Origin of the sequence: Haladaptatus sp. ZSTT2, from assembly GCF_037081775.1 — an archaeon.
Classification (GTDB): domain Archaea; phylum Halobacteriota; class Halobacteria; order Halobacteriales; family Halococcaceae; genus QDMS2.
The window spans coordinates 14,125-40,176 of the sequence record NZ_JBAMHQ010000002.1 but is presented as its reverse complement, the minus strand read 5'-3'; the positions used below and the strand labels follow the sequence as shown (position 1 = coordinate 40,176).

The window sequence follows — 26,052 nt, the reverse complement described above, 5'->3', positions numbered from 1 at the left end:
GGTCTATCGACTGACCCATTCTGGCCACTCGTAACTGCCTTCCGCGAATTTCGGCGGCCACGTGATGACCTGTGTTGGTTCGCCGTCGACTGTCCGCCACTGGTAGCCCGGAGGAATGACGTAGTCCTCTCCGTAGCGTGGGTCGTGGGGGAACTGTGGGTCGTCGTTGTCCGCGTCCTCGTCTGGGCCGAGGTAGTCTACGACACCTTGGGTGCCTTCGAACTCGTTTTCTTCGAGGGCAGTGATGACCGGGTCTACCTCGATGGTCCCCGCTTCGCGCACTGCCTGCACCCACGTCCAAATCGCGTCGTAGGTCGTGTAGCCGGTGTAGAACGGTGGGAGTTCGTCGAACATCTCCATGTGTTGTTCTTGGAACTGCGTCGTCAGTTCGGTCGGTTGGTAGGTGGCGACACAGCCCGGAATCATCCCTAAGAACGACTCTGCCCCCTCGACGTTTTTCCCGAAGTTGGGGTCGGTCGCACTGATTGCGACACCGCCAAGCCCGAAGTTGGGCTGCATTCTCGACCACTGGTTGATCATCGTGGCTCCGGTCTGTGACGACCACATCCACGTGAAGTCCACATCTGCCCGGCTTGCCTGTTCGAGCAGCGGACGGTAGTCTTCTGTCCCTGCAGCGAACTTCTCGTCAACCTCGATGGAGACGCCGTCGGGGATGTTCGCGCGGAACACTTCACCGTTTGCGGCGTACCCCTGGATGTCTTCTTGGAGGAGGGCAACGGACGTGATGCCTTCGTCCTGCGCGAGCTTTTCGTGGATTCTGGCCAAGTTCAGCCCTTGGGTCACGCCCGCCTGGTGCGAGCGGAAGATGTACTTGTACCGGTCGTAGTCGTCGTGGATGCGCTTTGAGAACTCCACGTCACCCGTGCCGCTGGTGATGAAGATTTGTTGGTTGCTTGCGATTTCGTCGAAAATCACTTGCATCGATTCAGACCCGATGATGCCGAAGGTTACATCGACTTCATCCTGCAGAATCAACTCACGATACTTCTCACGGGCGGTCGAAGCGTTGTACTCAGAATCCTTGATGATGACTTCGACATCAGCACCGAGGAGTCCACCGCCGTCGTTGATTTGCTTTTCGAGCAACAGCCCTGCTTGTTCGTACGACCGGCCAAGCGAGATGTTGCGAAGCGGTGCAAGCAAGCCGATTTTAATCGGCCCGGACATCGTCTGTCCGGTTGTCGTGCCGCCACCTCCGTCGGTACCACCATTACCACCATCCCCGTTGCCACCTCCGTTCCCATCGCCGTTGCCGGTACACCCGGCGAACGCCGCTGTGATGGCGCCGGCGCCTGTCGCCTTGAGGAATTTTCGCCGTCGAATCGGCCGTGATGCGTCTGCCGTTGCCCTTGTGGAAGTTGTATTTGACTCTTTCATTTCCGAGTCCCTGTGTAAAGTTACCACACACCACAATAACGTTTGTGTTTTTAGCGTCGCTGACAATTCAACGCAGTGGCTCTCTCCCGCTGTTATGCGCGCAACAGCGCTTGTCTCAGATTCTTCGTTACGCTTCTTTCGACTGGATGAGCACTTTGTGGTCGTAGGCAAGCACTGTATCGCCGGTCTGTTTCTGGACGTCGATTTTGAGCGTCACCAACCCACCGTCGAGTTTTTCTCTGGATTCTGTCTCTCCAACGGTACAGACCACCGTGAGCGTGTCGTCGATGAACACTGGGCCAGGGAACCGAACGCGGTCGAAACCATAGAGGCCAATTCCAGACTCGTCGGTGAGCCCAATCGAAGACAGCAATCCAAGCGCCATCGAGATGGTCAACCCAGCCGGGGCGATTCGTTTCCCGAAGTGCGTCTCGGCCGCGAACTCAGCATCCATGTGCAGGGGATGAAACTCCGCACCGACGCCTGCGAAGTTCACGATGTCCGCTTCTGTGACCGTCCGACCGTGGGATTCAAACGACTCTCCGTGCGACTGCTCGAAGTCCTCGAAATACTTTGAGGCCATACAGGCTGTCACTTGTTCACACAGCTATAAAGCTGTCACCCCCTGTCGCAAAAACGTCGCCCCAGCGCTCACTCGTAGTTGTAGTTCACTTCGATAACGTTCGCTGCTTCGCGAATGCGCTGTGACAGCTCCGTCGTGAGCCGGGTGTTGTCGATGCGTCTTGCCGGGCCGAAAACCGACACGGCTCCGATGACTTCGTCTTCGGTGTTCTGCACCGATGCGCCGACGGCTTTCATTCCTTTGAGCGCCTCATCTTCGTTCGTCGCGTAGCCCTGTTCGCGAACCCGCTCCAGTTCCTCGAAGAGACGTTCGCGGTCGGTAATCGTGTGATTGGTCTGGGCTGGCAAGCCCTGTTCTGCGATGATTTGTTCGACGCGCTCGCGGCTCATGTCGGCGAGGATTGCCTTCCCACAGGCGTTCGTGTGGAGGTACGTTCTGATACCCGCTCGCGTGATGAGTTTCGTCGGATGATTCCCTTCGACGATGTAGTAGATGACGCCGCGTCCTTGTTCTTCGATGATGAGCGTTGCGTGCTCACCGGTCTCTTGCGAGAGTTGATTCAACTCGCTTCTCGCGGCTTGGAACAGCTTGTTGTTGTTCCGTATGCGGGTTCCGTAGTTTAAAAATCGCATCGAGGGTCGATACGTTCCTCGGTCGTTGATGACCATGCCAAGCTCACACAACGTCTTTAGGTGGCCATGAAGCGTTCCTTTTGGCATATCGAGGGTTTCGGTTAGCTCGTTGAGCGACGCTTTTTCGAGTGCCACCAACTGGTCTATGACTTCGAACGACTTTTTTGTCGTCTTCACCGGAACTCCCGTGCTCATAGTTCACAGTACTCTCATCAACAACCATAACAGATTCGGTTATTCCAAACGCAACCTGTAGACCGCCCAACCTTCGATTGCTCCTCCCAATTTCTACGGGCGTAGGCTATCATCACCTATCGAATTGCGCGCTCTGGACCCGAAATCCGACCAACGTTCCACCATCTATTCGGATATGCCGAACATGACTGCGACTCCACGAGAGCCGGTAATCCGTGTGGTTGAACCTCTCCCACCCTCGACGCTGAATCGGCTGCTAGCTGGCAACAGCGTTCTCTTATCCACACTCCCACACGGAACTGTCTGGCTTTCGTGCTGCATTTTTCGGTGCACCTACTCGTGGTGTTCTCATCAGTCACCACGCCTCCCACTCAAGTCCACGTAGTCGGTCTACCATCTCTTGGAGGCTGTACGCTGGCATAGGCATTACAAACATACGCTTGTAATGATTGGGGGTTAATGCAATCAGAGGTTATACTAGAGACTCATATATTTATCTACATTTATCGATGCAATCGAACACTATGTTGCCATTTTTCACAACTTCAGCGAACTTGTTGGACGAATATCGTTTCTTCACTGGCGCGTTCGGAATACCCAAATTCACACTCGCAATACTCGCCGTTTGATCGTCCGACACTCTGTTGAAACCACGAACTTAAAATCTATTAAATATGGTAGAATCTTCTACCTAACAAAACATTTATCTTATTCACCAACCGGACAATATATCTTCGTATGGCCAATTTTCTTCGATATTAATCTACTATCGCATATTCATTCCTGTTTCTATCTACTACTGCTTTCAATCGAATAATTTTTCGACTTTAATATTCCTTTCCCAATTTTTCCTCTGTACATCTGCACCTAACAATATTCGCCCATTTACGGCTTTCAGAGGGTATTAAACGGATTCTCTCGTCCTCTCACAAACTGCCGGGCGAATTCGGAGGCCCTGACCATCTCTGAATCATTCAAATATTTTTCTATACTTGAATATTTATATTATGGTGGTCAGGTTACTTTGTTGGCGTCTCGCCCACATAGGCGAGACATGAATCTATTACGCAGGGGCGTCCTACTACAGGGTGTATCGTGTCTTCCTACGCAGACTCACTTGACACGCGGACGTCCGACTCGTGGCTCGGCTCCATCGCTGAGAACCCCATCGTCCAGACCTTGGGGGCCATGCTCGTCGTCTCGACGCTCACGTGGGCAAGCGTGCTCGTGGGGCTAAGCGGCCTGTTCATTCTCGCGCCCCCACTGTTGAACCCGCCGTGGGCGCTCGTTACGAGCGTTTACGCACACGCGGGGCCAGGCCACCTGCTGTCGAACGCAATCATCATCGTTCTCGCGGGCAGCTTCGTCGCCTGGTCTACGACCCGGCTCAGATTCCACCTCTTTTTCATCACCACTGGCGCGCTTGCGGGCGTTGCAGAGGTCTTGGTCGGTGGTGTTCTTGGCCAGCCCACGGCCGTGCTCGGCGCGAGTGGTGCGGCGTTCGCGCTCGTTGGGTACGTCATCGCGGGCAATCCTGCCTCCGCTGCCGCCCTCGCTCGACTTCGCGTCCCTCCGCGGGTGTTGTTGGTGGTCGTCGCCGTGGTGGCTGGCGCGCTCACCATCGCCTTCAGCGCCCCCGGCAGCGCGCTCATTGCCCATCTCACAGGTGCGATTTTGGGCTTGGTCGCCGGTCGATTCCAGGTGCTCCGTGTTCCGTCCCAACGTCGGTAAGACTCGCGTCTCCGGTGCAACCTTCCTCACCGAACTTCTCAATTGTGTCCTGCCAGTCGGGATGAACGCACTGCGTCGCTCGTAACGGACAAGACTGGAATGTGCCGATGGCAGCCACGGCGCTGCACTGTCCGGATTAACCTCTCGAAAAAATGAGATGCGGCCCACGAGGCCACTCAGCCCGTTCTGACAACCTTTCGTAATACCTTGTTATTAATTATTAGGATAATACACTGTTAATGTCGTCGACACTCATTCGTGATGCAAGTCTGCTGTTTCCGGGGTGGTTTCCGTTCGACGAACTCCCAGACGCGGGGGGTCTGTTTGACCATCTCACGTTCGACGACTTCGACGAAACGTGGACCGCGGACACGGTCACGCTCTCGACACAAGTCGAACTTGACGCTTCACTTACCTTCGACCTGTTCGGGTTCGACGTTGGCTTTGGCGCGCTCGATGCTGACGTGACGACGGCGACCCTCGAACTAATCCTTGCCTCAGAACCGGTCGTAACCGCAATAGGGACGCTCCTGCTTGGGGCGAGTCTCGCCACCGCCGAGGATGTTGCGGACGCCGCAAACGCCCTCGGTCTCGAAGCGATGACCGCTGCGGACATCGACGCAGCACACACTGCGTTCGAGACGAGCGGTGACGACCAGCCGTCTCTCGGTGACATTCGAGTCGAACTCTCGAACCTCACCGCGTCCATCGGGCTGCCCGAAGAGACGTTCCAAGTCGGCAAGCTGCTCGAAGCGAACGGCGAGGTCGTCGGCATCGAACCACACCCAGACGACCCGCGAGCCATGGTGGAACTGGGCGAGATTGAACTGTACGCCGACACGGCCGAAGGTGTCGGCATCGACCTCAAACACCCGGATTCGGTGTCGCTTCCGCCACTGCTTTTTCGTGATACACAAGTCGGCTTCGAACTGCGCGATCTCGTGGCTGACCTCTCTGCAACGAGCACGCCCGAACCGGTTGCGTCCCTGCCGGGCTACGATGCCTCGTGGCGCGGGCTGTACATCGGCGAACTCACCGTGTGGGGCCTCCAGACGTGGCTTCCGTTTTTCCCTGCCGACCTCGACTCTGACGCCGCAGACGGCACCAGCCTCACGTTCAGTGAGTGGCTCATCGACCACCGCGGCCTCGTCGGCGCGGTGACGCTATCGCTCCCCGAAAATCACCCGAGCCATGCAGATGCCGTGTGGAAACTCGATGAACTGACGCTCGCGTTCGACCGCGACTGGGTACCGGAAACCCTCGCTGCCACCGTCTCCCTCGCGCTCTCGGAACTGAGCGACGACCTCGCGGCCATCGGCAGCGACGGCGACGTAACGCTCGCGGTGGACCTTCGCTACGACCCAGCGCGCCCGCCCGCCGCCCGCTTCGGGTTCAACCTCGTCGCGCGGGCCACCGAAGACGGACCGCTGCTCGACCTCACGAGTGACGACCTCGGAAGTGCGCGCGGCGTTATTTACACCGCACTCGCGGGACTTGCCGTCGCTGGCGGCACCGGGGCGTCGCTGTTCGTTGGAGCGCTCGCCGCCCTCGAAGCCGCCGATATCCTCACCACCGACCGATTCGCCATCGAGAACCTCGACTTTTCGTACGACGCTGTGCAGATTGGCCAAACCGACTCGTGGAAGCACGTCCTCGCGGCGCACCTCGACCTCGCGGCAGAGTTCACTCTCGACGTAGACGCCGCGGATTTGAACACGCCTCTCGGCCTCAAAGGAAGCGGCGTCACCATCGAGTACGTCACGAACCACGCGGCTCTCGAAGCCGCGGGCGTCTCCACAGCCCCCGTCAGCGTCGATTGGAATTTAGACGACGTGGCGGTGAGCCTGCAGGCAGATGCGAACATCGGGAATGCCATCACCATCTCGACGGTCGAACTCAGGACCGAAGATTCGGACTTTCTCATCGAACTCGGCGTCGAGACAGAAGGCGCAGGCGACGTGGCAATCGCCGGGGTTCCAGACGCCATCATCATTGTCGTCGCGGCCGACGGCACCATCTCCATCCGACTCGGTGGCGGAATGCCGGTCACCCTTCTCGTCCCGGGCGTGCTCTACGCTCGCGGCGAACTCCAGACCGGTGCGGACGCCGTTTCGCTCCCGCCGGCGGGCGACGGGCGCTCGTGGGACGGCGCGATGGCAGGATCGTTGCGTGGCTTCCTCATCGGCAACGGCACCGCCACAACCCCCGCAGACCACACGAAACGCGAGAGCTACATGCTCGGATTGGACGTTGGCCTCCTCTCTGCGGCCCGCTCAGACGGTATGACGACGCTCGTCGTCACGATTGACGGCTCGTTCAACCCCGGCATCCCGCTCGGCACCTCCGGCATTGGCCTCTACGGGCTTGGGCTGGTGTACGCACAGAACGCCAAACCCGCGCTGCCTGCTCCAAACGACTACGCTGGTTGGTACATGGACGAGGCTCCGGCGTACACGACACACGCCTCGAAGTGGGTGCCCGCCCTCGACGAGTGGGGCTTTGGGGCCTCGACCATCATCGGCTCAGCGCCGGACGACGCCCGGTCCTGGAGCGCAAAGGTCGGCCTCATCATCCTGCTACCGGGACCAGTCATCATCCTCGCCGGGACGGGCGACGTGTTCTCGGAGAAACCTTCGATGGGCGGTGGGGACGAACCGCCGTTCGCAGCCGTCGTCGTCCTCGACTTAGAAGACGACGTGTTGACCATCGACCTCCGCGTCGCACTCGCCATCCCGGAAGGCGACGGTCCAGACCTCGTGACGGTCACGATTCCCGTCGAGATATTCGTCAACTTGGCCGACGCAAGCGACTTTCACCTCTACATGGGTCGCTACGCCCCGCCGGAGGCGCGCGTCATCGCGGAGGCGCTTGGGATGCTCGACCTCTCTGCGTATCTGATGCTCGATGGCTCGCCAATCACGGGACTCCCGACGGTTGACCCGCTTCCCGGACTCGCGCTCGCACTCGGCGGTGAGGCGAGCATCGACTGGGGCCTGAAATCGAGCGTCCTCAAAATTTATTGGTACGCAGAGGCGGGCTTCCACCTCGGCGTCTCGCTTGCCGACCCGCCGCTGTTGGTCGGCTTGGTCGAAATCGAGGGCGGCATCGTCGTCAAGGTGTTCGGCTTTGGCTTCGACCTCGGTGTGTTCGCCCGGCTGGCCGGGCGCGCGCCCACCCCGTTCGAACTGACGGGCGAAGTCGGGGTGAAAATCGACCTCCCGTGGCCGTTCGACGACATCAACACGAGCGTCTCGGTGACGTTCGGCCCCGGCGGCGACCTCCCCGACGCGCCGAACCCACTCGTCGATTGCCAGCTCAGACCGCGAAATCGTCGGGAAGCACACTCACTGCTGGACGCGGCGGCAGACGGCGGCCTCACTGACGTGCCGATAGACCCCGTGTTCGCCCTCTCCTTTGACGCCCCAATCAACGGCATCGGCTCGGTTGGTTCGTTCACGGCGGCGACGGCCGACGGCGGGGCGGACGTGTGGAAAGTCGTCACCACGGAGCAGGCCGAAACACAGGGTGTCGAACGCCGCCACCGCATTGGCTATCGCTACGAACTCACCGACTGCACCGTCAAAAACGTCGAAACGGGCGATACGGTCGCAGACGCTCCGGCGACGTGGACGCCCGGTGGCGACGCCGCCTCGGCTTCCGGCGCGGCTGCTGCTTCAGGGGGCCAACCCGCCCGGAAAGACCTGCTCTTGTTCACCCACGAGGCGACCTACCTCAACCGAACCGTCGGCTTGGGCGGCGAGTTGTCGAAACGACAAACCCGCGAGTGGGACCCGTGCTTCCTGAAAAAACCACAGGCTCGCTTGGCTTACGACGCCACCGGCTTACCCGCGGGTGACGACCTCACCACGCCCCTGAAACTCACCGAAGCGTTCCGCGACACGGTGGGCGACCCGCCCGTCTGGGGACGCGTCGCTCCCGAGGGGTCTGCGGCCGCGCGCCGCATGGTCGATGCCGCTGTGGTAGAGGGGAGCGTCGTCCGGCCACCGTTCGAGCCAGCCCAAGCACCGCGCCAACCGCTCCAACGCGACCGCCTCCTTGGCGTCCCGCAGGTGCTGCCACGGAGTGCACAGGGGTTGGCATTCGTCAATCACCTCATCGGCCCGGAACCGCAGGTGAACCGCCTGTCGGCAGTGGAGGGGGAACCAGCGGACATCCCCTCGCTCGTCGACCCGCTCGACATCGTCCTCCCCGCCCACGAACACGCCGAAGTGCAGTTGCTCGTCGCAGACGACGTGCAGATAGTCGCGATTGGGCTCGTTGATGGCGACCCTGCGACTGGGCGACTGCCACTCACGCCACTCGGGCAGTCGTTTCCGTTACAGGGCGTCACTGGTACGCCACCCGACACCGACAAAGGCTGGCGATTTTACGGCTGTGCGCCACCGCGCCCGGTCGATGCGATTCGCCTGTTCGCGGTGCGGCCGCCAACCCTCCCGCACGTCCCCGCTGCGCTCTCGGCGATGGCTGCGTCAGTCCTCTCGGTCGAGGTTCGCTACGGCGACCGCACGAACCGCGCAGAGCGCGACACGCTGACCGAGTTGACGGCCGACCTCGTGGATGCGACGTTGCGCGGCGAACACCTCGACATGCTCGCGCCGGGAACCGAGTACGAACTCTCGATGACCGTCGAGGCGACCCACGCAGAGCAGTGGGGAGACGATCCGGTCAAAGTCGGTGACCCTGCTGGTTCGTTTACGGAGACCATCTCGTTCACGACGGCGGGCAACCCGCCCTCGACCCTGCGCGGAACCGACGACCCAGACCGCACACGCGACGACTGGGACATCCACGCGCTCCCGGATGGGTCAGTTCCCCACTACACCGAGAGTCCGGCAACAGTCACCTTCCGTTCTGCGCGCACGCTCGCCACCTACACCGCCTACGGCGACGCGCTCGCGCTCCGATTCGTCGATGAACACGGCGTTGACTTATTCGAACGCGCCGACGCCATCGCAGAACGTGCGGCAGACCTCCCCGCAGAACAAGCGGTCTGGCGCAGTACGCTCGAATCGCTCAACTGCGTCGACGACCGCGTTGGGGAGTTGTGGCGCGAGGCCACGGCCACCATCGCCTCGTTGCTCGAACCAGCCACCCGATACGTCACTACGCTCCACCGCATCGATGCGGCCGCGCCTCTCTCAACCATCGATTGGGAGACCGCACCAGCTGTCTACACGTGGCGATTTACCACCTCGCGCTGGGCTTCGCCGGGTGCCCATCTCGCCTCCCATGAACTGGTCGATGAACTCACCGACACGCTTCCGAACGCGGCCGGGCTTCGCACAGCGACCACCGCGGCCGCCACGCCCGAGACGACGGTGGGGGAGGTTACCATTGACGACGGCGCGCTCGACCACTTACTGTTCGAGACGCTCGGGTTGCCGCCACGTCGACCTCCCGAAACGCCCGAAGCCATCCGCGTCTGGCGGTGGAATCCGACGACGGACGATGCTGCCCCCGTCGCGCTCGTCCTCGACGGTCCAGAACCGTTACTCCGCGACGGGGTGACGCTGACCGTCCGTCAGGGCAGCCGTGCCCTCACCGGCCGGTTCGTCACCGGCGAATCGGGCGCTCGAATTCTGTTCGTCCCGGATGCTGGCGAACTCGTGGCTGGCCAGCCCGCTCGCGTGACACTGTCTTCGACGACACAGCCGCTCAACGTTCCGTTCCCGATGCGTCCGTCGGTTCTTTCACCTGGAGGTGCTCCATGACCCGATACGTCAACCCAACTCTGCTCCAACTCGCCGCACTCGGTATCGAAGCCGACGATTACCTCGCTGACGGCCACCACCTTCGGTGGACGTTCTCGTCCGACCTTGGTTTTCCTCGCTCGGGGTTCAAACTGGTTCGCCGTCCTTCTCCCCTGCCATGGGACCCAAAGCGACGGGACGTGCGTGTCCGGCGCGCACACATGCTCGGGAGCGAGATTGCAGACGGCGAGTTCCGCGACCAAGAGGGCCTCCACGCGACGGCAGCCGATGGCCTCACACCGGGCAGTACACAACACGCTATCAGCGTCGGCACCGACACGGTTCGCCTCCGATTCACTGAAGACGAGAGCGAGACTGCGGCGTCAACTCCAGCCTGCTGGGCGTTGGTGCGCTATCGCCACCGCAAAGCGGGGTCCATCGCCGCGAGTGCCGTGTTCGTGGATGGCGACACCGTCCGCGTCCAAGACCGTGGCGCAAGCGGCCGCAACCTCGCAGATACGCTCGGCCGGCTCGTAGACACGTTCGACCTCGACACGCTACGGCGCATTCGAAACGTCGAGTTCCTGCCGACACTGACCGACGTGCACCTCGACACCGACCAACTCGAAGCCAGAATCGAGGCGTCGACTCCGGAGCGCGAATCGCCAGCGGCGCGTCTGCGAGGCCGCGTTTCCGGGCGGCGAACCGGGCCGTTCGGCTCCCAGCCGCAGTTCCGTCGCATCCCGAACCTCAACCTCGGGTCGGTGCTCGACCGCGGGCGATTTGGCGGTCGGCTTGGCGGCCGGTTCGGGGGCGGCCTTCCCGACACCGACGAGTGGGTCGAAGGGACGTTCCTGCTGAACGGCACCGTCATCGACGAGGTGCGGCTCACCGGTCGGCTCGCAGAGGTCGAACTGGTCGAGTGGATTACGGTGGACGACTACGCCGACGCGAATGGCTGGCAGCCAGTCGAGACGTTCTTCCTCCCAATCGACGGCGACGACGTGACCTATCCGGCACAGCCTCGCTCGGGTTTGCAGGTGGCCCGCGACCGGCTCTACCGTGCAAAACCGCAGGCACTCGGGCCGTGGGCCAACGCCGACTGGCCGCCCGACCCGGCGACCGACACAGCGCTTGAAGCCGACATCGACAGGCGGTATCTCGCAGACTACGACGACCTCGCCGACGCGCTCGAAACGCTTGTCACGACTGAAGTTACCGAAGCCAAGCCACAACGGGCGGTGCGCTACGGCGGCGACGAACCGCTCGAAGCAACCGACGGCACCAACGACGACCTCTCGGGGTCTACGGTGGACGTGCCGCTGCTCGACATGCTGCAAGTCGCGTCGCTCGACCCCGGCGTTGCCCACCTGCTTGGGCTTGCAACGACGGCCGACGAGCCACAGCAAGCCCCTGTCGATTACATGGTGAGCGCCGACTGGTGGACGCTGTGGCTATGGGGCGTGCTCGCCCCCGAGATGCGCGACCAAGCGCTCGAACGGTTCGGAGAAAACGCCGACGGGGAAAACGTTGCCCTGCCGCTGCCGGGGCTCTCACAGTCTCGAACCCACCGCATCCCGAGTTCGCAAGTCGGCACCGTCGTCTCGGTTGCGACGAACGTCCAGGTCGGCGCACGCGAGGCAGTCACTCCCCCACACGGAGTGACGGGCCACGTCGAATCTCGAAGCGGCGTCACAGGCACGCAGGCGGTCGTAGACCTCTCGTGGGACGCGCCGGATGCGAACCTGTTCACCGACGACGCCCACGTCGCCTTCGCGGTTCGCCGTCGTCACGGCACGGCAGACGAGTCACTTTCGAGCACCGAACCGGACTCAGGACTGCCGCTCCCGCGACTGCCCGCGGCCGGTGGCGTAAACACGTTCACCGACCGCGAACCGCCGTTGGGCGACTCGACTTACCGCGTCGCTGGTATGGACATCTGGGGGCGGTGGAGCGACTTTGCGGAGACGACTGAGACGGTCGCTGACACCGTTTCGCCGCCTGCCCCGACTGGACTCCGCGCACGCCTGCTCGGTGACCAGCCGACGTGGGAACTCGAACTATCGTTTGACTGGACTGCTGGCCAACGTACGCTCGCCCCGGACACTGCCCGGTTCGAGATTCACTGCCAACAGGGGAAAGTTGACCGCGACTTTACCGGCTGGAATGGCTGTGAGACGGAGGCGGGCGTGTTCAGCCCGCTTTCGATATCGTGGCCCGACTTGCAGGTAACCTCGCCGCTGGCTGGGGTAACAGCGTCGGTGGAACCGCCAAGTGCAGCGAGCGACCCCACGAGGGACGCGCGCCTCACGGTCACGATTCCGGCTGTTACCCGGCCGTACGATGCAACCCACCGCGCCCGCATCTCGACGACGGTCGTCGCCGTTGACGACAGTGACAACGCCTCGAACCCGGCGCGGAGAACGGTCGCAGAGCGCGTCGACCCGGTCGAACCGACGCCCGAGACGCTGACGCTCGAACCGCAGGTCGCGACGTGGCCGGACGCGCTGGGTACCTGCTACTGGACGGTTTCGTGGACGCCACAGCCGCCCGGGTCGCGCACGCAGGTGCTTCGTTCGCCAGAGGCCCGCCTGCTCGCGGCTGTCGATGAATCGCGCGCGACGTTTACGAGTAGAGACACCACCGCGCGCGTCCAACGCCTGCGCGAGATTGCGAAAAACCCCGCGAATCAACACGCCTTCTCACCGGCACACGAGACGCCGTACGACGACGGCGAGACGCGCCATCAGGTTGCCTTGCCCGCAGAAGACCGCGGCTGGACGGTCGTCATGGTTCGCCACACCGGCCCGACCGGAACGCGAAGCCCGTGGCCGAGCGACGACGAGGCATTCGCCGTCGTGAGAACTCCTGAGACTGCACGGCCACCCACGCCACAGCTCGCAGCGACGACGGACGCGGCCGCCCCCGGTGAGATACACCTCACCGTCGCCCCTGACCCATCTGGAGCCACCGAGACGGTGCGCCTCTACCGGACGCCAGACCGCGACGCGGTCGAAGACCTCCGCCGAATGCGCCCGCTTACCCCGCAGGCAGGGAGCGAAACCGACCCACTCCTGGTTCAAGACGCCGTGTCGCCCGACCGCTGGTTCGCATATCGAGCCGTCGCGGTCGCGGAATCGGGGTTGCGCTCTGCGCCGACCGCGCCCGTGTGGGTGCGTGCAGGGACGACTCAGCCACCGGCTCAGCCAGACATCGAAGCGGTTGCGCAACCGAGTGCGAACAGCCGCGAGCGCGACGTTTCGGTTCGCGTCACCGGCTACGGCCTCGCCCTCAGCCTGCAGCGACGCCCGCTCGGAACCGGTCGATGGACGCGAACCGAGTCGGTTTCGGTCGAAGACCTCGGGCCGACGCTCGTCGCACCCAACGTTCAGCGCGTGACCGTCTCAGACCGCGTCCCGGTCGGAACCGCGGCTGTGCGCTACGAATATCGTGCCGTCGTCACTGACCGACGCGGCGCGACTGCAACCTCCGGAACCTTCATTCAACCATGACAAACGGCACTCCCACGCTCGACCCCGACGAACCGACCCTCGCAGACCTCGTCTGGGAGGTGCTGTTCGACGGCATCCGCGGCGGTCTCCAACTGCTCGGAATCGAAAACGCGCTCGACCACATCCCCGCAGAACGAACCGCGTTCGAACCGGGCGACCGAACAACTGGGTCTGCGTCACTTGGCGACACCTCCGGCGTCATCGAACTCGACGCCCAGTTCGAAAATGCGGTTCCGTCGAATCTCCGATGGGCGCTCGACCTACCGTACCGGGTCGGTACGGCGGTTCTCGAAGCCGACCCGACCGACCTCACCATCGACCTCTACGCGGGCAAGCCGGGCCTCCACGAGTTCCGCCTCGAAGCGATTTCCGGCGACGACGTGATTCCGCGTGGCTTGGCGATCCTCTCCGTGCCGTGGTTTGCGAACGTGACGGTGACGCCGTCGTTCGACACGCTGGTGGCCGATACTGGGATGGACCGCGACCGGCTACTCCGGCGCACTCGAACGATTGCAGACCACCTCCTCAGGTTCGCAAACGTTCGAACCGTGTGGCAGGACCCACCGTTTTCTGAGACGCTCCCGCCGCAGTTTCGCCCGGCGTCGTCGAGTCCAACGACGGGAACGTTCCTCGTCACCGGTCGCACAGAACCGCAATCCGAACTGGAAGGTGCCGCTCGTGACGACCTGCTCACTATCGAGCTGAAAGGCTCACACACCGTCGAAGTTGGCGAACTGGCGAGCGGAGCGAGCCTCTATGTTGGCGACACCCCGCCACAGGAAGGCACGCCGTTCGAAACACTGCTCGATGAGGCGCTCGCGCGGCCTCGCTTCGAAGAGGAACTCACGGCGCGCTACCTCGGGGTCGAAATCGCAAACCACGTTCTGCTCGGCATGGGTATCTCACCAGCCGACGACCCGCTCGAACGGTTGCTTGGCGACCTCACGTCGCCCGACTTACACCTTGCTGATGACCGCCACATCATCGAGTGGCATCTATTCGGCGTCCTCATCCACGCACCGGAAGCGTTCCCACAGGAGGTGAGCTATCTCGACCGCGTCCGCACCGCGCGCGAACGAGACGGCCTCCCGCTCGACGACGACCAACACGGCCTGCCAAAACCGCCGTACACGCCACTCGACGTGCTTTCGTCGCCGCTCGCAGACGCCCGCGAGGAAATAGAACGCACCGCACCGCTCACCGCCCCGCTTGAGATACCAGATCGCGGCCCAGCGCAGGTCGTCTACCGGGTCGTGAAAGACGATGCGTGGCTCCGGAATCCGGGGGCAAACTACGCGGGTGCCCGGCCGCCCGAATCGTCCGCCTCGCAGGCCGAGCAAGACCGGTACCAAGACCTGCAAGGGCGGCCGAACGTCACCTTCGATTCAGGCGATAACGTGCTCCTCATCGACGACTGGACGGCAGTGATAGTCGCCCAACGCCTGACTCACGCCACCGAGGGCGAACTCGCCTTCGTCACGACGACGGGCGGCGACGCCATCGGATGGACTGCCACTTCGAATCTCCACTGGTTCTTGGCGGACAACGACCCCGGTGTCGACCTCGCCCCAGCACAGACAGCGACGCTCACCGCCCCAGATTCGTTTGAGCGACAGGTCGCCACGATTTACAACCGCGTCGGCGGGCTGTTCGAGTATCTGAGCGACGAGTTCGGCATCGACGTGCAGGTTCCGATGGCGTTCTACCGCAACGAGGGTGGCAGCTGTGACCTCTCAGCCCGCGATGACCCGATGCTCCGCTTCGAAAATCACGTCTTCTGGCGGAAGTGGGGACAGGCCAACCAAGTACAGTACGACCAGTTTTTCGACCACGGAACCACCGTGAACTGGCGTAATCACCGATTCTGTGAGTCAGGTACCTGCCCACCGGACAGCTGGGAACTGCTTCACGGCGACCCGGTCTGCGGGGATGCGTTCCAAGACCTCCAGTACGCTGCCCTCGCGCGTGCGGAGACGCTTGCCGACCGAGACACGGCCATCGAAGCGGCGAGCGTTGGGTACCCCCAGATTATGGGCGGCAATCATCGCGAAATCGGCTACGAATCTGCGAGCGCCATGTTCGACGCCTTCGACGCGAGCGAGCGCGCACAGGTGCTGGCGCTGTTCGACTATCTCCGCCAGCGTGAACTCGACGGCGAGACGGGCCTCGAACTCGCCGCGCTCGAAGCGACCGAGACGCGAGACGACCAGTACTGGGCGGACTTGAGCGAGATGTACAACGGCGAGACCGCCCTGCCGGTTGTCCGCGCAAGCTGGCCGTCTGGCGTCCCGCCGAACTATGCGAGTGGTTTGCAGGTAGGCTTCGACGCCGGGACGACGGTGCTCGCAAACCGTGGCACTGCGACCACGACGGGCTTCACCCTGAGCGCCAGCGTTGGCACCGGCGGAACGAACAACCCAGACGACGTGCGCGCGCTGAAACAGCGGCTCGTCGACCTCGGCTTCGACTGGCTCACGGTCGATACGACGGCCGATGCCGCCTTGGTAGCCGTCATCAACTTGGTGCAGTCCATCAAGAACGGGCGAAACGATGTCGCCGGAGACGGCCGGGTTGACGTGCCGGGTGACACCTACGACTGGCTGCGGGCGACGAACGCACCCCACTGGCAGTTGATGCCCCTCGGCGGTGCCGGTGACGGCTTTTTCAACTTCGAGCGAAACGACCCCGCAGACACCCACGACTACGGCACCGACTGGATGGCAGAGACGGTGACGGACGCAGGTGCCCACTACCGCGACAACTACCTGAACACGAACCCTGACGCGGCGCTGTTGACGGTCAACGACGTGAGCCTGCCACACGGCGGCGATACGCCCGACCACGCCGGCCACGAGACGGGCATGGCGTGCGACCTCCGGCTGGCCCGAACCGACGGGAACACCGGCGGAATCACGTGGACTTCACCCACCTACGACCGGGACGCGATGCGCGCCGTTTTGGAAGCGTTCGGCGCTCAACCGCTGTTCTCACGCGCGCTGTTCAACGATACCACGCTCATCGCTGAAGGCCTCTGTCAGCAACACGCCGGCCACGACGACCACGTCCACATCGACATCGCACCGCCAACGCGTAGTATGCCCTGAGGATGCTTTCGGTCGTCTCAGTGCTCGCCGAGCGTGACCGGCTCTGCCGCCTCCCACTGTTCGGTGAACAACTCATCAGCCCACGTACGGACAACTGCGTCGTCGGTGTCGAGGGCGGCCTGCACCAGCCCTGAGTCATCGCGCAAAAAGAGGTGCACCGCTTCGTCTGCGATGGTCGCGGCGAGCGGGAGGTCGTCGTCGGTCATCCGGATTTCGACTCCCTCGGTGGCCATGAGGGCTTCGAGGCGCATCCGAAGCTGTGAGTCGTCTGCGAGCGCGTCGATGGCGCTCTTTGAGAACACGCCCTTGAACTGCTGGTCGCCCGCACCTGTCCGTTTCTGGACGACAGCCAAACTCTGTTCGTTGAACGCATAGGAGACGATTCGCACGTCAGACGCGTTCGAAAGGAGGGAAACAACCCGTTTGACCGGCGCGTTCGGTCGCACCTGCGTTGGCATCGTAATCGTCGCCTCTGCGAGGTGGCTCAGGTCGAAGGTGAGCACGTCCGCTGGCAACCACCGAACGACTGGCCGGAGTTTCGCTTCAGTTTCAATGACCGAGAGCAGTTCGCCGAAGCCGTTTGCGACGAGGCGGCCGGTCGCCGTTGCTGTGTAATCGCTGTTCTCGCGGGTAATCCAGTTTCGCTCCTCGAAGTCGCTCAGAACCCGGCTGAGCGTTGGTTGGGACGCACCCGTTTCTGCGACCAACTCGCGGCGCGTGTGTGGTTCAGTCGCGAGCAACGAGAGGATTCTGACCCGGTTTGGAGAAAGCGTGAGAAACTCGATTTCTTCGAGCGCCGATTCCATGGCTCTCCGTTTTGCCCGGTCGCCCTTAGCAATTTCGTGGCGTGAAACAGTTTCACCGCGTGACAGCCCCTGCTCCACTCACTCGATTTCCTGCGATGAAATGATTTCTGAACCAACGTATGGCGCTTGCGTGCGTGTGGTCTACTACGTGCGTTCAATCACTCTCATTTCGGAACGGTCAGTTGCTGTCGAGAGCCCTGCGCTCGCGGGAGGGCCGCGCTGATGGGTCGTCGGAAAACCTTCAGCATGTTCATCCTCGTGAGCGTGTTCTTTGGCGGGACGTTTGTCGCCGCCAAAGCCGGACTTGCCTACTTCCCACCACTGCTGTTCGTCGCTTTTCGCTTCGACATCGCCGCAGTTGTGCTTGCTGCATACGCGTTTTCGGCCACCTCACGAGAGAACTTACTTCCGAGGACTCGCCGCGACGTGGTCGGCATTCTTGCAACCGGGCTGTTCGCAATCGGCCTCGCAAACGCCCTCCTGTTCGTTGGCCAGCAGTACGTTTCGAGCGGCGTCGGGTCGATTATCTTCAGTCTGAATCCGATGCTCACGCCGCTGTTCGCCGCCGGATTCCTCGCGGACGAACGCCTCTCTGCGCGTGGCGGGGTTGGCCTCCTTATTGGCCTGCTCGGCGTCGCGCTCGTGGTGCAGCCCGACCCAGCAAACCTCCTCGGTGGCGGTGGGCTTGGCAAGGCAATCATCTTCGGCGGGGCGGCGAGCGGCGCGCTCGGAACCGTCCTCGTTCGGTGGGCTGACACCGACCTCTCAAGTACCGCCCGCACCGCGTGGGCACTCCCCGTGAGTGCAGCGCTCACCCACGCTATGAGTGCCGCCAGCGGCGAGTCGCTCGCGGCGGTCACGTGGACGCCGACGGCACTTCTCGCCCTCGGTTACGTCGGTATCTTCGCCGGAGCCGTGGCGTACATCGCCTACTTTGGGTTACTTGACGACGTGGGAGCCATCCACGGAAACCTCGTGTTCTACGCCGTCCCCATCGTCGCCACGCTCCTCGGGGCCGTATTCCTCGGAGAGTCGATCTCGTCGCTCACCCTCGCTGGATTCGCGACGATATTCACTGGCTTCGCGGTGCTCGGAAGCGCCTCGATTTCGACGAACCTCCGTGGGGTGCCCGGTACGCTTGCAGACCGGTGGCTTCCGAGCACCATTCGCTAAGCTTAGACCAGACGACCGCCAGTTCACACCTATTTCTCACAGCCAATCTAGCAAATCTATCAAAAACGTCCAAACTACCTAAACCATCCAATCTGTCTGAGCTGTGTTCCAGCCGCGAAGGCTGTCTGCGTGTGTGGGTTTCGCAACACTGTGTGAGCGCGACTGCGTTCGGTGACACTCGACTTACCCTCAAAATGAGTTCAGTAGAAACTCCGTAGCAACTTCGTTGCGTGGCGCGGTCAAAACTGTTCGGGTGGTCTCCCAGTTCCCTCGCCGTGGGAGGAAACCGAGTGACTGGATTTGTGGCTGCGTTCGTCAGTCGTGCCGTTCGACGAGTTCGACCTGCAAGCCGCCGGTGTACCGTTCTTCGACGAAGATTATCTCCGAGTTTCCCGCCCCGGCCATTGGCTCGTCACTTTTGAACTCGACGCCCGCGTCTCGAAGCGAGACTACGGCTTGCGCGATGTCCGGGACGCGGTAGGCGACGTGTTGGATGCCCGGGCCGTGGGTTTCGAGAAACGTTTTCACGTTCCCCGGCCCCGTCGGTTCAAGGAACTCGACGTACACGCCGTCGATGTCGAGGAATACGGCGCGGATGTTGTACTCGTCTAGCGTCTCGTCTATCACAACGGAGACGCCCGCGTGTTCGTAGAACGCCGCCGCGCCGTCTGCATCCCACACGGGTATTCCGAGGTGGTCAATCTGGGTGAACTCTACGGCTGCCATCGCGTTAGCTCAGGTTTTCGCTCGCGGCGCGAATCGTGTCGAATTCGAGCAGCGCCTTCTCTTGGCCGCCGTCGACTTCGACCACTGCACCGTTTACGAAGCTCGCTGGCTCGGAGGCGAGGAACGCAACGACGTTTGCGACCTCTTCTGGCGTGCAGATGCGGCCGAGTGGAATCGAGTTCTCTGCGACCTGCATCGCCTCGTCGAAGGTCAGCTCTTGTTCGTCGGCCATAATCTCGACGAGGTAGTCCCAACGCTCTGTGGCGACGGGGCCGGGGTTGACGGCGTTTACGCGAACGCCTTTCCGCCCGTACTGCTTCGAGAGCGCGAGCGTCATGTTGATGTCCGCGGCGTTCGCCGCACCGGGGGCGAGTTCGCCGGGACTCGGCTTTGAGCCGTCGTTCCCGATGAGGTTGACGAGGTTGCCCCCGCTTTCGACCAGATACGGCATGGCCTCTGTTGCGCCACGGACGTGGCCCATCAACTTGAGGTCGAGTGCTTGGTACCAGTCGTCCTCGTCGAGATTTTCGAGTTCGCCACCGGGGGCGCTCCCCGCGTTGTTGACGAAGATATCGATGCCCTCGAAGTGCTCTGCTGCCTCTTTGACGAACGCGGCTGCGTCTTCGCGCTTCGTCAAGTCAGCGGTTATCGGGAGACACTCGATTCCGAACTCCTCTTCTAAGTCGGCTGCGGCCTCTTCGAGCGGGCCAGCTCGCCGCGCACAAATGGCGAGATTCGCTCCTTCCGAGGCGAGATTTCGCGCAATCGCGTTCCCGATACCTTTGCTTCCGCCTGTAACAACTGCAGTCTTTCCAGCAATGCCTAGCTCCATATGGCTAACACGGATTGACCATATTCGCTATCGTATATAAAACGTCATGCTATGTGATGTCAATATGGTATGTTTTGGGGTCGAAGAAAAGCCGCGCTGTCGCTCATTCTGGGCGAATGAGGGGTGGTTTCGTTTCGAATGTATCAGTCGTCTGATGCTGAAGTCTCGATTGTCGTATCCTCGACCTGCGCCGCGGCATCGAGGATGGAGTCGTAAATCTTGGTGTAGCCCGTACACCGACAGAGGTTGCCTTTGATACCCTCTTGAATCTCGGTTCGCGTGGGGTTTGGGTTCTCCTCTAACAGGGCCACTGCAGCCATCGCCATCCCCGGCGTACAGTAGCCACACTGCATCCCGAAGTTGTCGATGAACCCCTGTTGGACCGGATGCAGGTCGTCGTCATCGCCGGCGTGTTTGGCCAGCCCTTCGATGGTGACGACGGTGCTCTCTGCGGCCTGCCCCGCGAGGCGCTGACAGGATTTGGTTGCCTTCCCATCGACCAAGACGGTACACGCGCCGCACTTACCTGTTTCACAGCCGCGTTTCGTGCCTTTCAGTTCGAGGCCATCGCGCAGCAGCTCTGAGAGCGGTGCCATCGGCCGTGCCTCTACGACCTCGTCGGTTCCGTTGACAGTGAGTGGTACTTTCATCAGTTCTCCGTTGCCCGCTCGATGGCGGTACGAATCGTTTTTCTCGTGAGGTTGGTCGCGATGCGGTTCTTGTACTCGACTGAGCCGTGGGCCTCGGGAACGGGTTCGGTGAACTCACCGACGCGGTCTGCGACCGCCTGCTGGTGGGATTCATCGCTGGGGTCGCTCCCGACGAGTTCGGCTTCGAGTTCCGTGAGCCGAAGCGGGGTTGGCCCCATCGCACCGACCGCGATGCGTGCGGCTTCGATTTCGCTTCCGGTCTCATCGACGGTCACGCTCGCGGCGACGTTCACGAGCGACATATCGCCGCGTCGCCACGCGAACTTCTCGAAGGCGACGCCCGTGTTCGCAGACGGCTTTGGAACGCGGACCCCGATGACGATTTCGTGCGGTTCGAGCACGGTGAAGTACTGGCCGAGGTAGAACTCGTCGATGGGCACTTCCTTCGTCTCGGAGCCATCCGTGTACTGCACCACCGCATCCAGTACAATCATCGTCGGCGGGTAGTCGAGTGAGGGGTCTGCGTGGGCGACCGACCCGCCGATGGTTCCCCAGTTTCGTACCTGCTTGTCTCCGATTTCTTTTGCCGTCTCCGGGAGCGCGCGATACGGCGTCTCCCAGAGGTCTGCCTCGATGAGGTCGCGGTGAGTCGCAAGCCCACCCAACTGGAGGCCGTCGTCCGTGACGGCGATGTCGGTGTGGTCGTCGATGCCCGAAATATCGACGATGACGTCGCGGTCTATCAGCCCCTGTCGAATCAGCGGCATGAGGCTTTGCCCTCCTGAGATGAGCGCGGCGTTGCGCTCTTCTAGGAGTGTGACGGCCTCCTCGATAGATGACGCTCGATGGAACTCACCCTCCTCGGTCAGCTCTGTTGCCATTCTACACTCGGCTTTCGAGTGGAGTCACATAAGTCTATGCGAACGCGGCACACACGACAATTCCTGACACTGCACACGCGGAGGCGACCCCTCCTGGTGATCTCATCCAGTTGTTACACGGCGCGAGCGTCACGATGTGTGACACCACTCCCGTCGCGTGTCGCCGCGACAACTGGTTTGTCGGTTCGTACCAAACATTATATGGCGTACCATTCAATACGCGGTTGGTATGAGTCAACAAGAGCCAGTGGCCAGTCACCGTGAGGACTCCACAAATCTCGATACGAAGGTGGTCGGTTCCTCACGGCAACGCCTCGACGCCGTCAGTAAAATCGTCGGCGAGGCCGAGTACACCTACGACATTGACCTCCCGCGGATGTTACACGTCGAGACGGTCAAAAGCCCACACGCCCACGCACGGATTCTCGATATCGACACGAGTGCGGCAGAAGAGATGAACGGCGTCCACGCGGTCGTCACGGGCGATGACGTACCTGACGGGCGCTACGGTGCGGGCATTCTCGATGAATCTATCCTCCCGAAAGAGAAGGTTCGGTTTGTGGGTGAGGCCGTCGTCGCCGTCGCCGCAGAGAGCGAAGAACTCGCGCGGAAGGCCACTGACGCGGTGGATATTGAATACGAGAAACTCCCTGCTGTCTTTGATACGCGAGAAGCACTGTCTGAAGACCCACCCTCAGTCGTTCACGAAGGACTCGGAGAATACGAACAGACGGGCGTGCTCGAACCACGGCTCGACCCCGAGCGGCCGAATCTCCACGCGAACCACCGGATTCGCACCGGCGACATCGACGCTGGCTTCGACGAAGCAGACCACATCTACGAAGGTTCGTTTTCGACGGGGATGATGCACCACGTCCAGATGGAACCGCACGTCACCGTCGCGAAGTGGACGACCGACGGCGAACTCCGCGTCTGGACCTCGACGAACACGACCTACCGCGTGAAGAACATGCTCGCAACCGCGTTCGACGTGCCCTCTTCGAAGGTGCACCTGAAGGTGCCCTACGTCGGCGGAAGCTTCGGCGGGAAAGAGGGCGTCACCGAGCCGATTGCGGCCGCCGTGGCCCAACACACCGACGGGCGGCCGGTCAAACTCGCCTTCTCCCGACAAGACCAGTTCATCGAGGGCACCTACCGGACGCCCTTCGAAATCGACCTGAAAATCGGCGTCACCGACGACCAGCGCCTCGTGGCGATGGAAACCCAAGCCTACCTCGGCGGCGGCGCCTACGCCGGCACGGGCTTCCTCGTCACGCGCAACTGTGGGTTCGCTGCGGTCGGGACCTACGACATCCCCCACCTGAAATTCGACTCCTATGGGGTGTACACCAACCTGCCCGTCGCGGGGTCGTTCCGCGGCTTCGGGAACTCACAGCTCATTTTCGCCATCGAATCGCTGGTCGAAGACGCCATCATGGACCAGGGCTGGGACCCGGTCGAATTCCGCGAGAAAAATACGATGGAGTCCGGCGACGTGAACCCGGCGGGAGAACAGATGAAGAGCATGGGCGCGAAAGAGTGCCTGCGCCGGGCGGCAGCGGCAGTCGAGATGGACGGCGCAGAAAGCGACGACGACGAGTGGATTCGCGGCGTTGGCCTCGCACAGGGGAGCAAGTACAGCATGGCGCCAACCGCCTCAAGCGCGTTCGTTAAGGTACACGAAGACGGGCGCATCGAGGTGCGCACCACCGCAGAGGAGATCGGCACCGGTTCGATGACCGTGCTCGCCCAGATCGCCGCAGAGGAGTTCGGCGTTGACTTAGACGACGTGCGCGTCCTCAAGGGTGATACGGAAGTCACGCCCTACGACGACGGTTCGATTTCGAGTCGGCTCACGTTCAACACGGGCAACGCGGTGCGGAAGGCCTGTATCGACGCCAAAGAGCAACTCTACGAACACGCCGCCGTCAAACTCGACGCCGAACCCGAGAATCTGGAGACCGACGGCGGGTTGGTGTACGTCGAAGGCGACCGTGACAACGGAATCACCTTCGACCAACTGTTCGAGCCGACGGTGTTCGGCGGCGGTGGCTTCCTGATGGAGGGCGGCGAGATTCTCGGGAAGGCGACGTGGCACTCGCCGGTCGAGAACGTAGACCCGGAGACGGGCCATGGCGACCGACTCACCGCCTTCTACACTCACGGCGCACAGGCCTGTGACTTAGAAATCAACCGCTACACCGGTGAGGTGCGCTTCAACCAGTTCGCTTCAGTGTACGACGTGGGCCGCGCGCTCAACCCGAAGATGGTCGAGGGACAGCTCGAAGGCGGCATTAGTATGGGCATTGGCTCGACGCTCTACGAGGAGTTAACTCACGACAATGGTCGCTTCGAGAACGCGAATCTGCTCGACTACAAGGTGCCGTTCTCGACCGAGCACCCGCTTGAGGTGCACACTGAAATCGTCGAAACACACGACGAAGAAGGTCCTTACGGCGCGAAAGGCGTCGGTGAAGCCGTCCTCATCCCGAGTGCGGCCGCCATTGGCAACGCTATCAAAGACGCGACCGGCGTGCGATTGACGCACATCCCGTTCACGCCAGAAGAGATTCTGAAGGCGGTCGATTCGGACAACGACGCCTGAGCGGTCACGACTTTTAGCGCGATCGCTGCTTTCCTGCGAATTTTCGAAAAATCGAGGCCGATTAGACTTCGGCTTTCGGCGTGCCGAGTGCTTCTTGGATGTTGTTTACGGTCTTTGTCGTCTGACGCTGGCCGACGCTTTTGACGATGCGACTGCCCATGTTCATCACCCGGCCGGTCACGTCCACGGCGTTCACGTACTTGATGTCCGTCCCGCCATCCTCGCGTTCGCTCATCCACATCTCGCCGGTGGCTTCCATCCGACTATCGCCTTCCGAGGCGTCGCCGGTCAGGTGTACTTTGAGATACTCCTCTTCTTCTTGCTCTGCAATCTCGACGTTCGTGTCGAACGTCGCCGAGATGTACGAAATCGAGATGCCGATTGTTGCGGTGTACGTTTCGTCGTCGATGACGGTCACGTCTTGGCAGTTTGGAATGCACGAACCGAGTTGGTCTGGGTCGAGCAGGAACTCCCACGTTTCTTCAGGGCTTGCTGCTACGCTGAACTCTCCCTCGAACTTCATACTGAGAACCACTCTCTAGCATTCACTTAATTCTTCGCCTCCCCGCTGTGAGCGGATTGTCAGGTTCGCACACCCTCGGATATATTCAGACTTCTGACAATAAAACACACGCCCTTAGGGCGTGTTTTCATATCATAGTTCAGAACAAAAATCGGTTGCGCTTACAACCTATCGAGGTCTGGTAACAACTCCGCACGAATATCGTTTAGGTGTTTCGTTGTTCGCCGTACTTGCGAGACGTGGCTAGGGTCCACCTCTGCAACGAGGGTGTCTGGCTCTGGCCCGAGTCTCCCAAGCTCCTCGCCGGTCGGGTCTGCGACCATCGACGCGCCAAAGTGCGTGCTGTCGCCTTCTGTCCCCGCCCGATTCACGCCCGCGACGTAGACGGAGTTCGAGACGGCCATCGCCCTCAGTTCGGCGCTCCAGACCGCATCGCGGTTCTCCTCACCAAAACTGCACGTCGGCACGAACACGATGTCCGCCCCCCGCAACGCTTGTACCCGCGCAATCTCGGGGAAGTGGCGGTCGTAGCAAATCATGACGCCGACCGTCAGTCCTGCCACCTCGAACACGGGTGCGCCGAGGTCGCCCGGCGAGAAGTAGTACGTCTCGTTGTAGCCCGGCCGCTGGAATGGGTGGAGCTTTCGATACTTGCCGACAATCTCACCGGCCTTGCTCACCACCAGCGCCGTGTTGTAATAGCGGCCGCCGGGGTGACCCTCCTCGAAGATGGGGAGAATGAGTGCCGTCTCGATTTCGGCTGCCACCTCACAGAGCGTTTCTACGAGTGGACTCTCCTCAGTTACGGCGAAGTCGAACGCTTCTGGATTCTGCTCTTTCGGGAAGTACGGCGTCGCAAAATACTCCGGCAGGCAGGCGAGGTCTACGTCTGCGACATTGGCTCTGAGTACCTCGCTTGCACGCGCGACGTTTGCTTCGGGCGTCGCATCCGGCCCGGCTTCGAACTGCACGGTGGCAACGCGCACCATC

The 26,052-nt window shown here is 61.8% G+C and carries 16 protein-coding genes; 6 read left to right on the top strand and 10 right to left on the bottom strand.

Annotation, left to right across the window (positions count from 1 at the left end; all coding sequences use genetic code 11):
- Positions 1 to 3: 3 nt before the first annotated feature.
- The 3 genes from V5N13_RS15100 to V5N13_RS15090 all read right to left on the bottom strand — a co-directional run bounded on the left by V5N13_RS15100 (position 4) and on the right by V5N13_RS15090 (position 2,808).
- Positions 4 to 1,398, bottom strand: coding sequence for an ABC transporter substrate-binding protein (locus tag V5N13_RS15100; RefSeq protein WP_336361463.1), 1,395 nt, complete (start codon positions 1,396 to 1,398; stop codon positions 4 to 6).
- A gap of 127 nt (positions 1,399 to 1,525) precedes the next feature.
- On the bottom strand, positions 1,526 to 1,981 hold the full coding sequence (locus tag V5N13_RS15095; protein ID WP_336361462.1) for a MaoC/PaaZ C-terminal domain-containing protein: 456 nt from the start codon (positions 1,979 to 1,981) through the stop codon (positions 1,526 to 1,528).
- A gap of 68 nt (positions 1,982 to 2,049) precedes the next feature.
- On the bottom strand, positions 2,050 to 2,808 hold the full coding sequence (locus tag V5N13_RS15090) for an IclR family transcriptional regulator (protein WP_336361461.1): 759 nt from the start codon (positions 2,806 to 2,808) through the stop codon (positions 2,050 to 2,052).
- 1,188 nt (positions 2,809 to 3,996) lie between these two features.
- Here V5N13_RS15090 and V5N13_RS15085 point away from each other — a divergent pair.
- The 4 genes from V5N13_RS15085 to V5N13_RS15070 all read left to right on the top strand — a co-directional run bounded on the left by V5N13_RS15085 (position 3,997) and on the right by V5N13_RS15070 (position 16,866).
- Positions 3,997 to 4,539: a rhomboid family intramembrane serine protease gene (locus tag V5N13_RS15085; RefSeq protein ID WP_442905109.1), complete on the top strand. Its 543-nt coding sequence runs from the start codon at positions 3,997 to 3,999 to the stop codon at positions 4,537 to 4,539.
- A 239-nt stretch (positions 4,540 to 4,778) separates the two neighbouring features.
- On the top strand, positions 4,779 to 10,271 hold the full coding sequence (locus V5N13_RS15080; protein ID WP_336361459.1) for a hypothetical protein: 5,493 nt from the start codon (positions 4,779 to 4,781) through the stop codon (positions 10,269 to 10,271).
- Positions 10,268 to 13,762, top strand: coding sequence for a hypothetical protein (locus V5N13_RS15075; RefSeq protein ID WP_336361458.1), 3,495 nt, complete (start codon positions 10,268 to 10,270; stop codon positions 13,760 to 13,762). The genes V5N13_RS15080 and V5N13_RS15075 overlap by 4 nt, the downstream gene beginning before the upstream one ends.
- On the top strand, positions 13,759 to 16,866 hold the full coding sequence (locus V5N13_RS15070; protein WP_336361457.1) for an N-acetylmuramidase domain-containing protein: 3,108 nt from the start codon (positions 13,759 to 13,761) through the stop codon (positions 16,864 to 16,866). The genes V5N13_RS15075 and V5N13_RS15070 overlap by 4 nt, the downstream gene beginning before the upstream one ends.
- 17 nt (positions 16,867 to 16,883) lie before the next feature.
- Here the strand turns inward: V5N13_RS15070 and V5N13_RS15065 are convergent, their stop codons facing one another.
- Complete coding sequence (locus tag V5N13_RS15065; RefSeq protein WP_336361456.1) at positions 16,884 to 17,672, bottom strand: helix-turn-helix transcriptional regulator; 789 nt, start codon at positions 17,670 to 17,672, stop codon at positions 16,884 to 16,886.
- Positions 17,673 to 17,894: 222 nt separating this feature from the next.
- On the opposite strand from V5N13_RS15065, the gene V5N13_RS15060 reads away from it, so the two are divergent.
- Complete coding sequence (locus tag V5N13_RS15060; protein WP_336361455.1) at positions 17,895 to 18,845, top strand: DMT family transporter; 951 nt, start codon at positions 17,895 to 17,897, stop codon at positions 18,843 to 18,845.
- 315 nt (positions 18,846 to 19,160) lie between these two features.
- On the opposite strand, the gene V5N13_RS15055 is transcribed toward V5N13_RS15060, so the two are convergent.
- The 4 genes from V5N13_RS15055 to V5N13_RS15040 form a co-directional block, all read right to left on the bottom strand.
- Positions 19,161 to 19,571, bottom strand: a complete 411-nt coding sequence (locus V5N13_RS15055; protein WP_336361454.1) for a VOC family protein — start codon at positions 19,569 to 19,571, stop codon at positions 19,161 to 19,163.
- Positions 19,572 to 19,575: 4 nt separating this feature from the next.
- On the bottom strand, positions 19,576 to 20,403 hold the full coding sequence (locus V5N13_RS15050; protein ID WP_332900264.1) for an SDR family oxidoreductase: 828 nt from the start codon (positions 20,401 to 20,403) through the stop codon (positions 19,576 to 19,578).
- Between the two features lie 143 nt (positions 20,404 to 20,546).
- Positions 20,547 to 21,053: a (2Fe-2S)-binding protein gene (locus tag V5N13_RS15045; protein ID WP_336361453.1), complete on the bottom strand. Its 507-nt coding sequence runs from the start codon at positions 21,051 to 21,053 to the stop codon at positions 20,547 to 20,549.
- Positions 21,053 to 21,934 (bottom strand): FAD binding domain-containing protein, encoded by an 882-nt coding sequence (locus V5N13_RS15040; RefSeq protein ID WP_336361452.1) that lies wholly within the window; start codon positions 21,932 to 21,934, stop codon positions 21,053 to 21,055. Before V5N13_RS15040 ends, V5N13_RS15045 begins: the two co-directional genes overlap by 1 nt.
- A 229-nt stretch (positions 21,935 to 22,163) precedes the next feature.
- Here V5N13_RS15040 and V5N13_RS15035 point away from each other — a divergent pair, with 229 nt between their 5' ends.
- Positions 22,164 to 24,539, top strand: coding sequence for a xanthine dehydrogenase family protein molybdopterin-binding subunit (locus V5N13_RS15035; RefSeq protein ID WP_332900267.1), 2,376 nt, complete (start codon positions 22,164 to 22,166; stop codon positions 24,537 to 24,539).
- A 61-nt stretch (positions 24,540 to 24,600) separates the two neighbouring features.
- Here the strand turns inward: V5N13_RS15035 and V5N13_RS15030 are convergent, their stop codons facing one another.
- Both V5N13_RS15030 and V5N13_RS15025 read right to left on the bottom strand, forming a co-directional pair.
- Positions 24,601 to 25,062 carry a CoxG family protein gene (locus V5N13_RS15030; RefSeq protein ID WP_332900268.1) on the bottom strand — a complete coding sequence of 154 codons (462 nt, stop codon included), beginning with the start codon at positions 25,060 to 25,062 and terminating at the stop codon, positions 24,601 to 24,603.
- 161 nt (positions 25,063 to 25,223) lie between these two features.
- On the bottom strand, positions 25,224 to 26,051 hold the full coding sequence (locus tag V5N13_RS15025) for a carbon-nitrogen hydrolase family protein (protein ID WP_336361451.1): 828 nt from the start codon (positions 26,049 to 26,051) through the stop codon (positions 25,224 to 25,226).
- Position 26,052 lies beyond the last annotated feature (1 nt).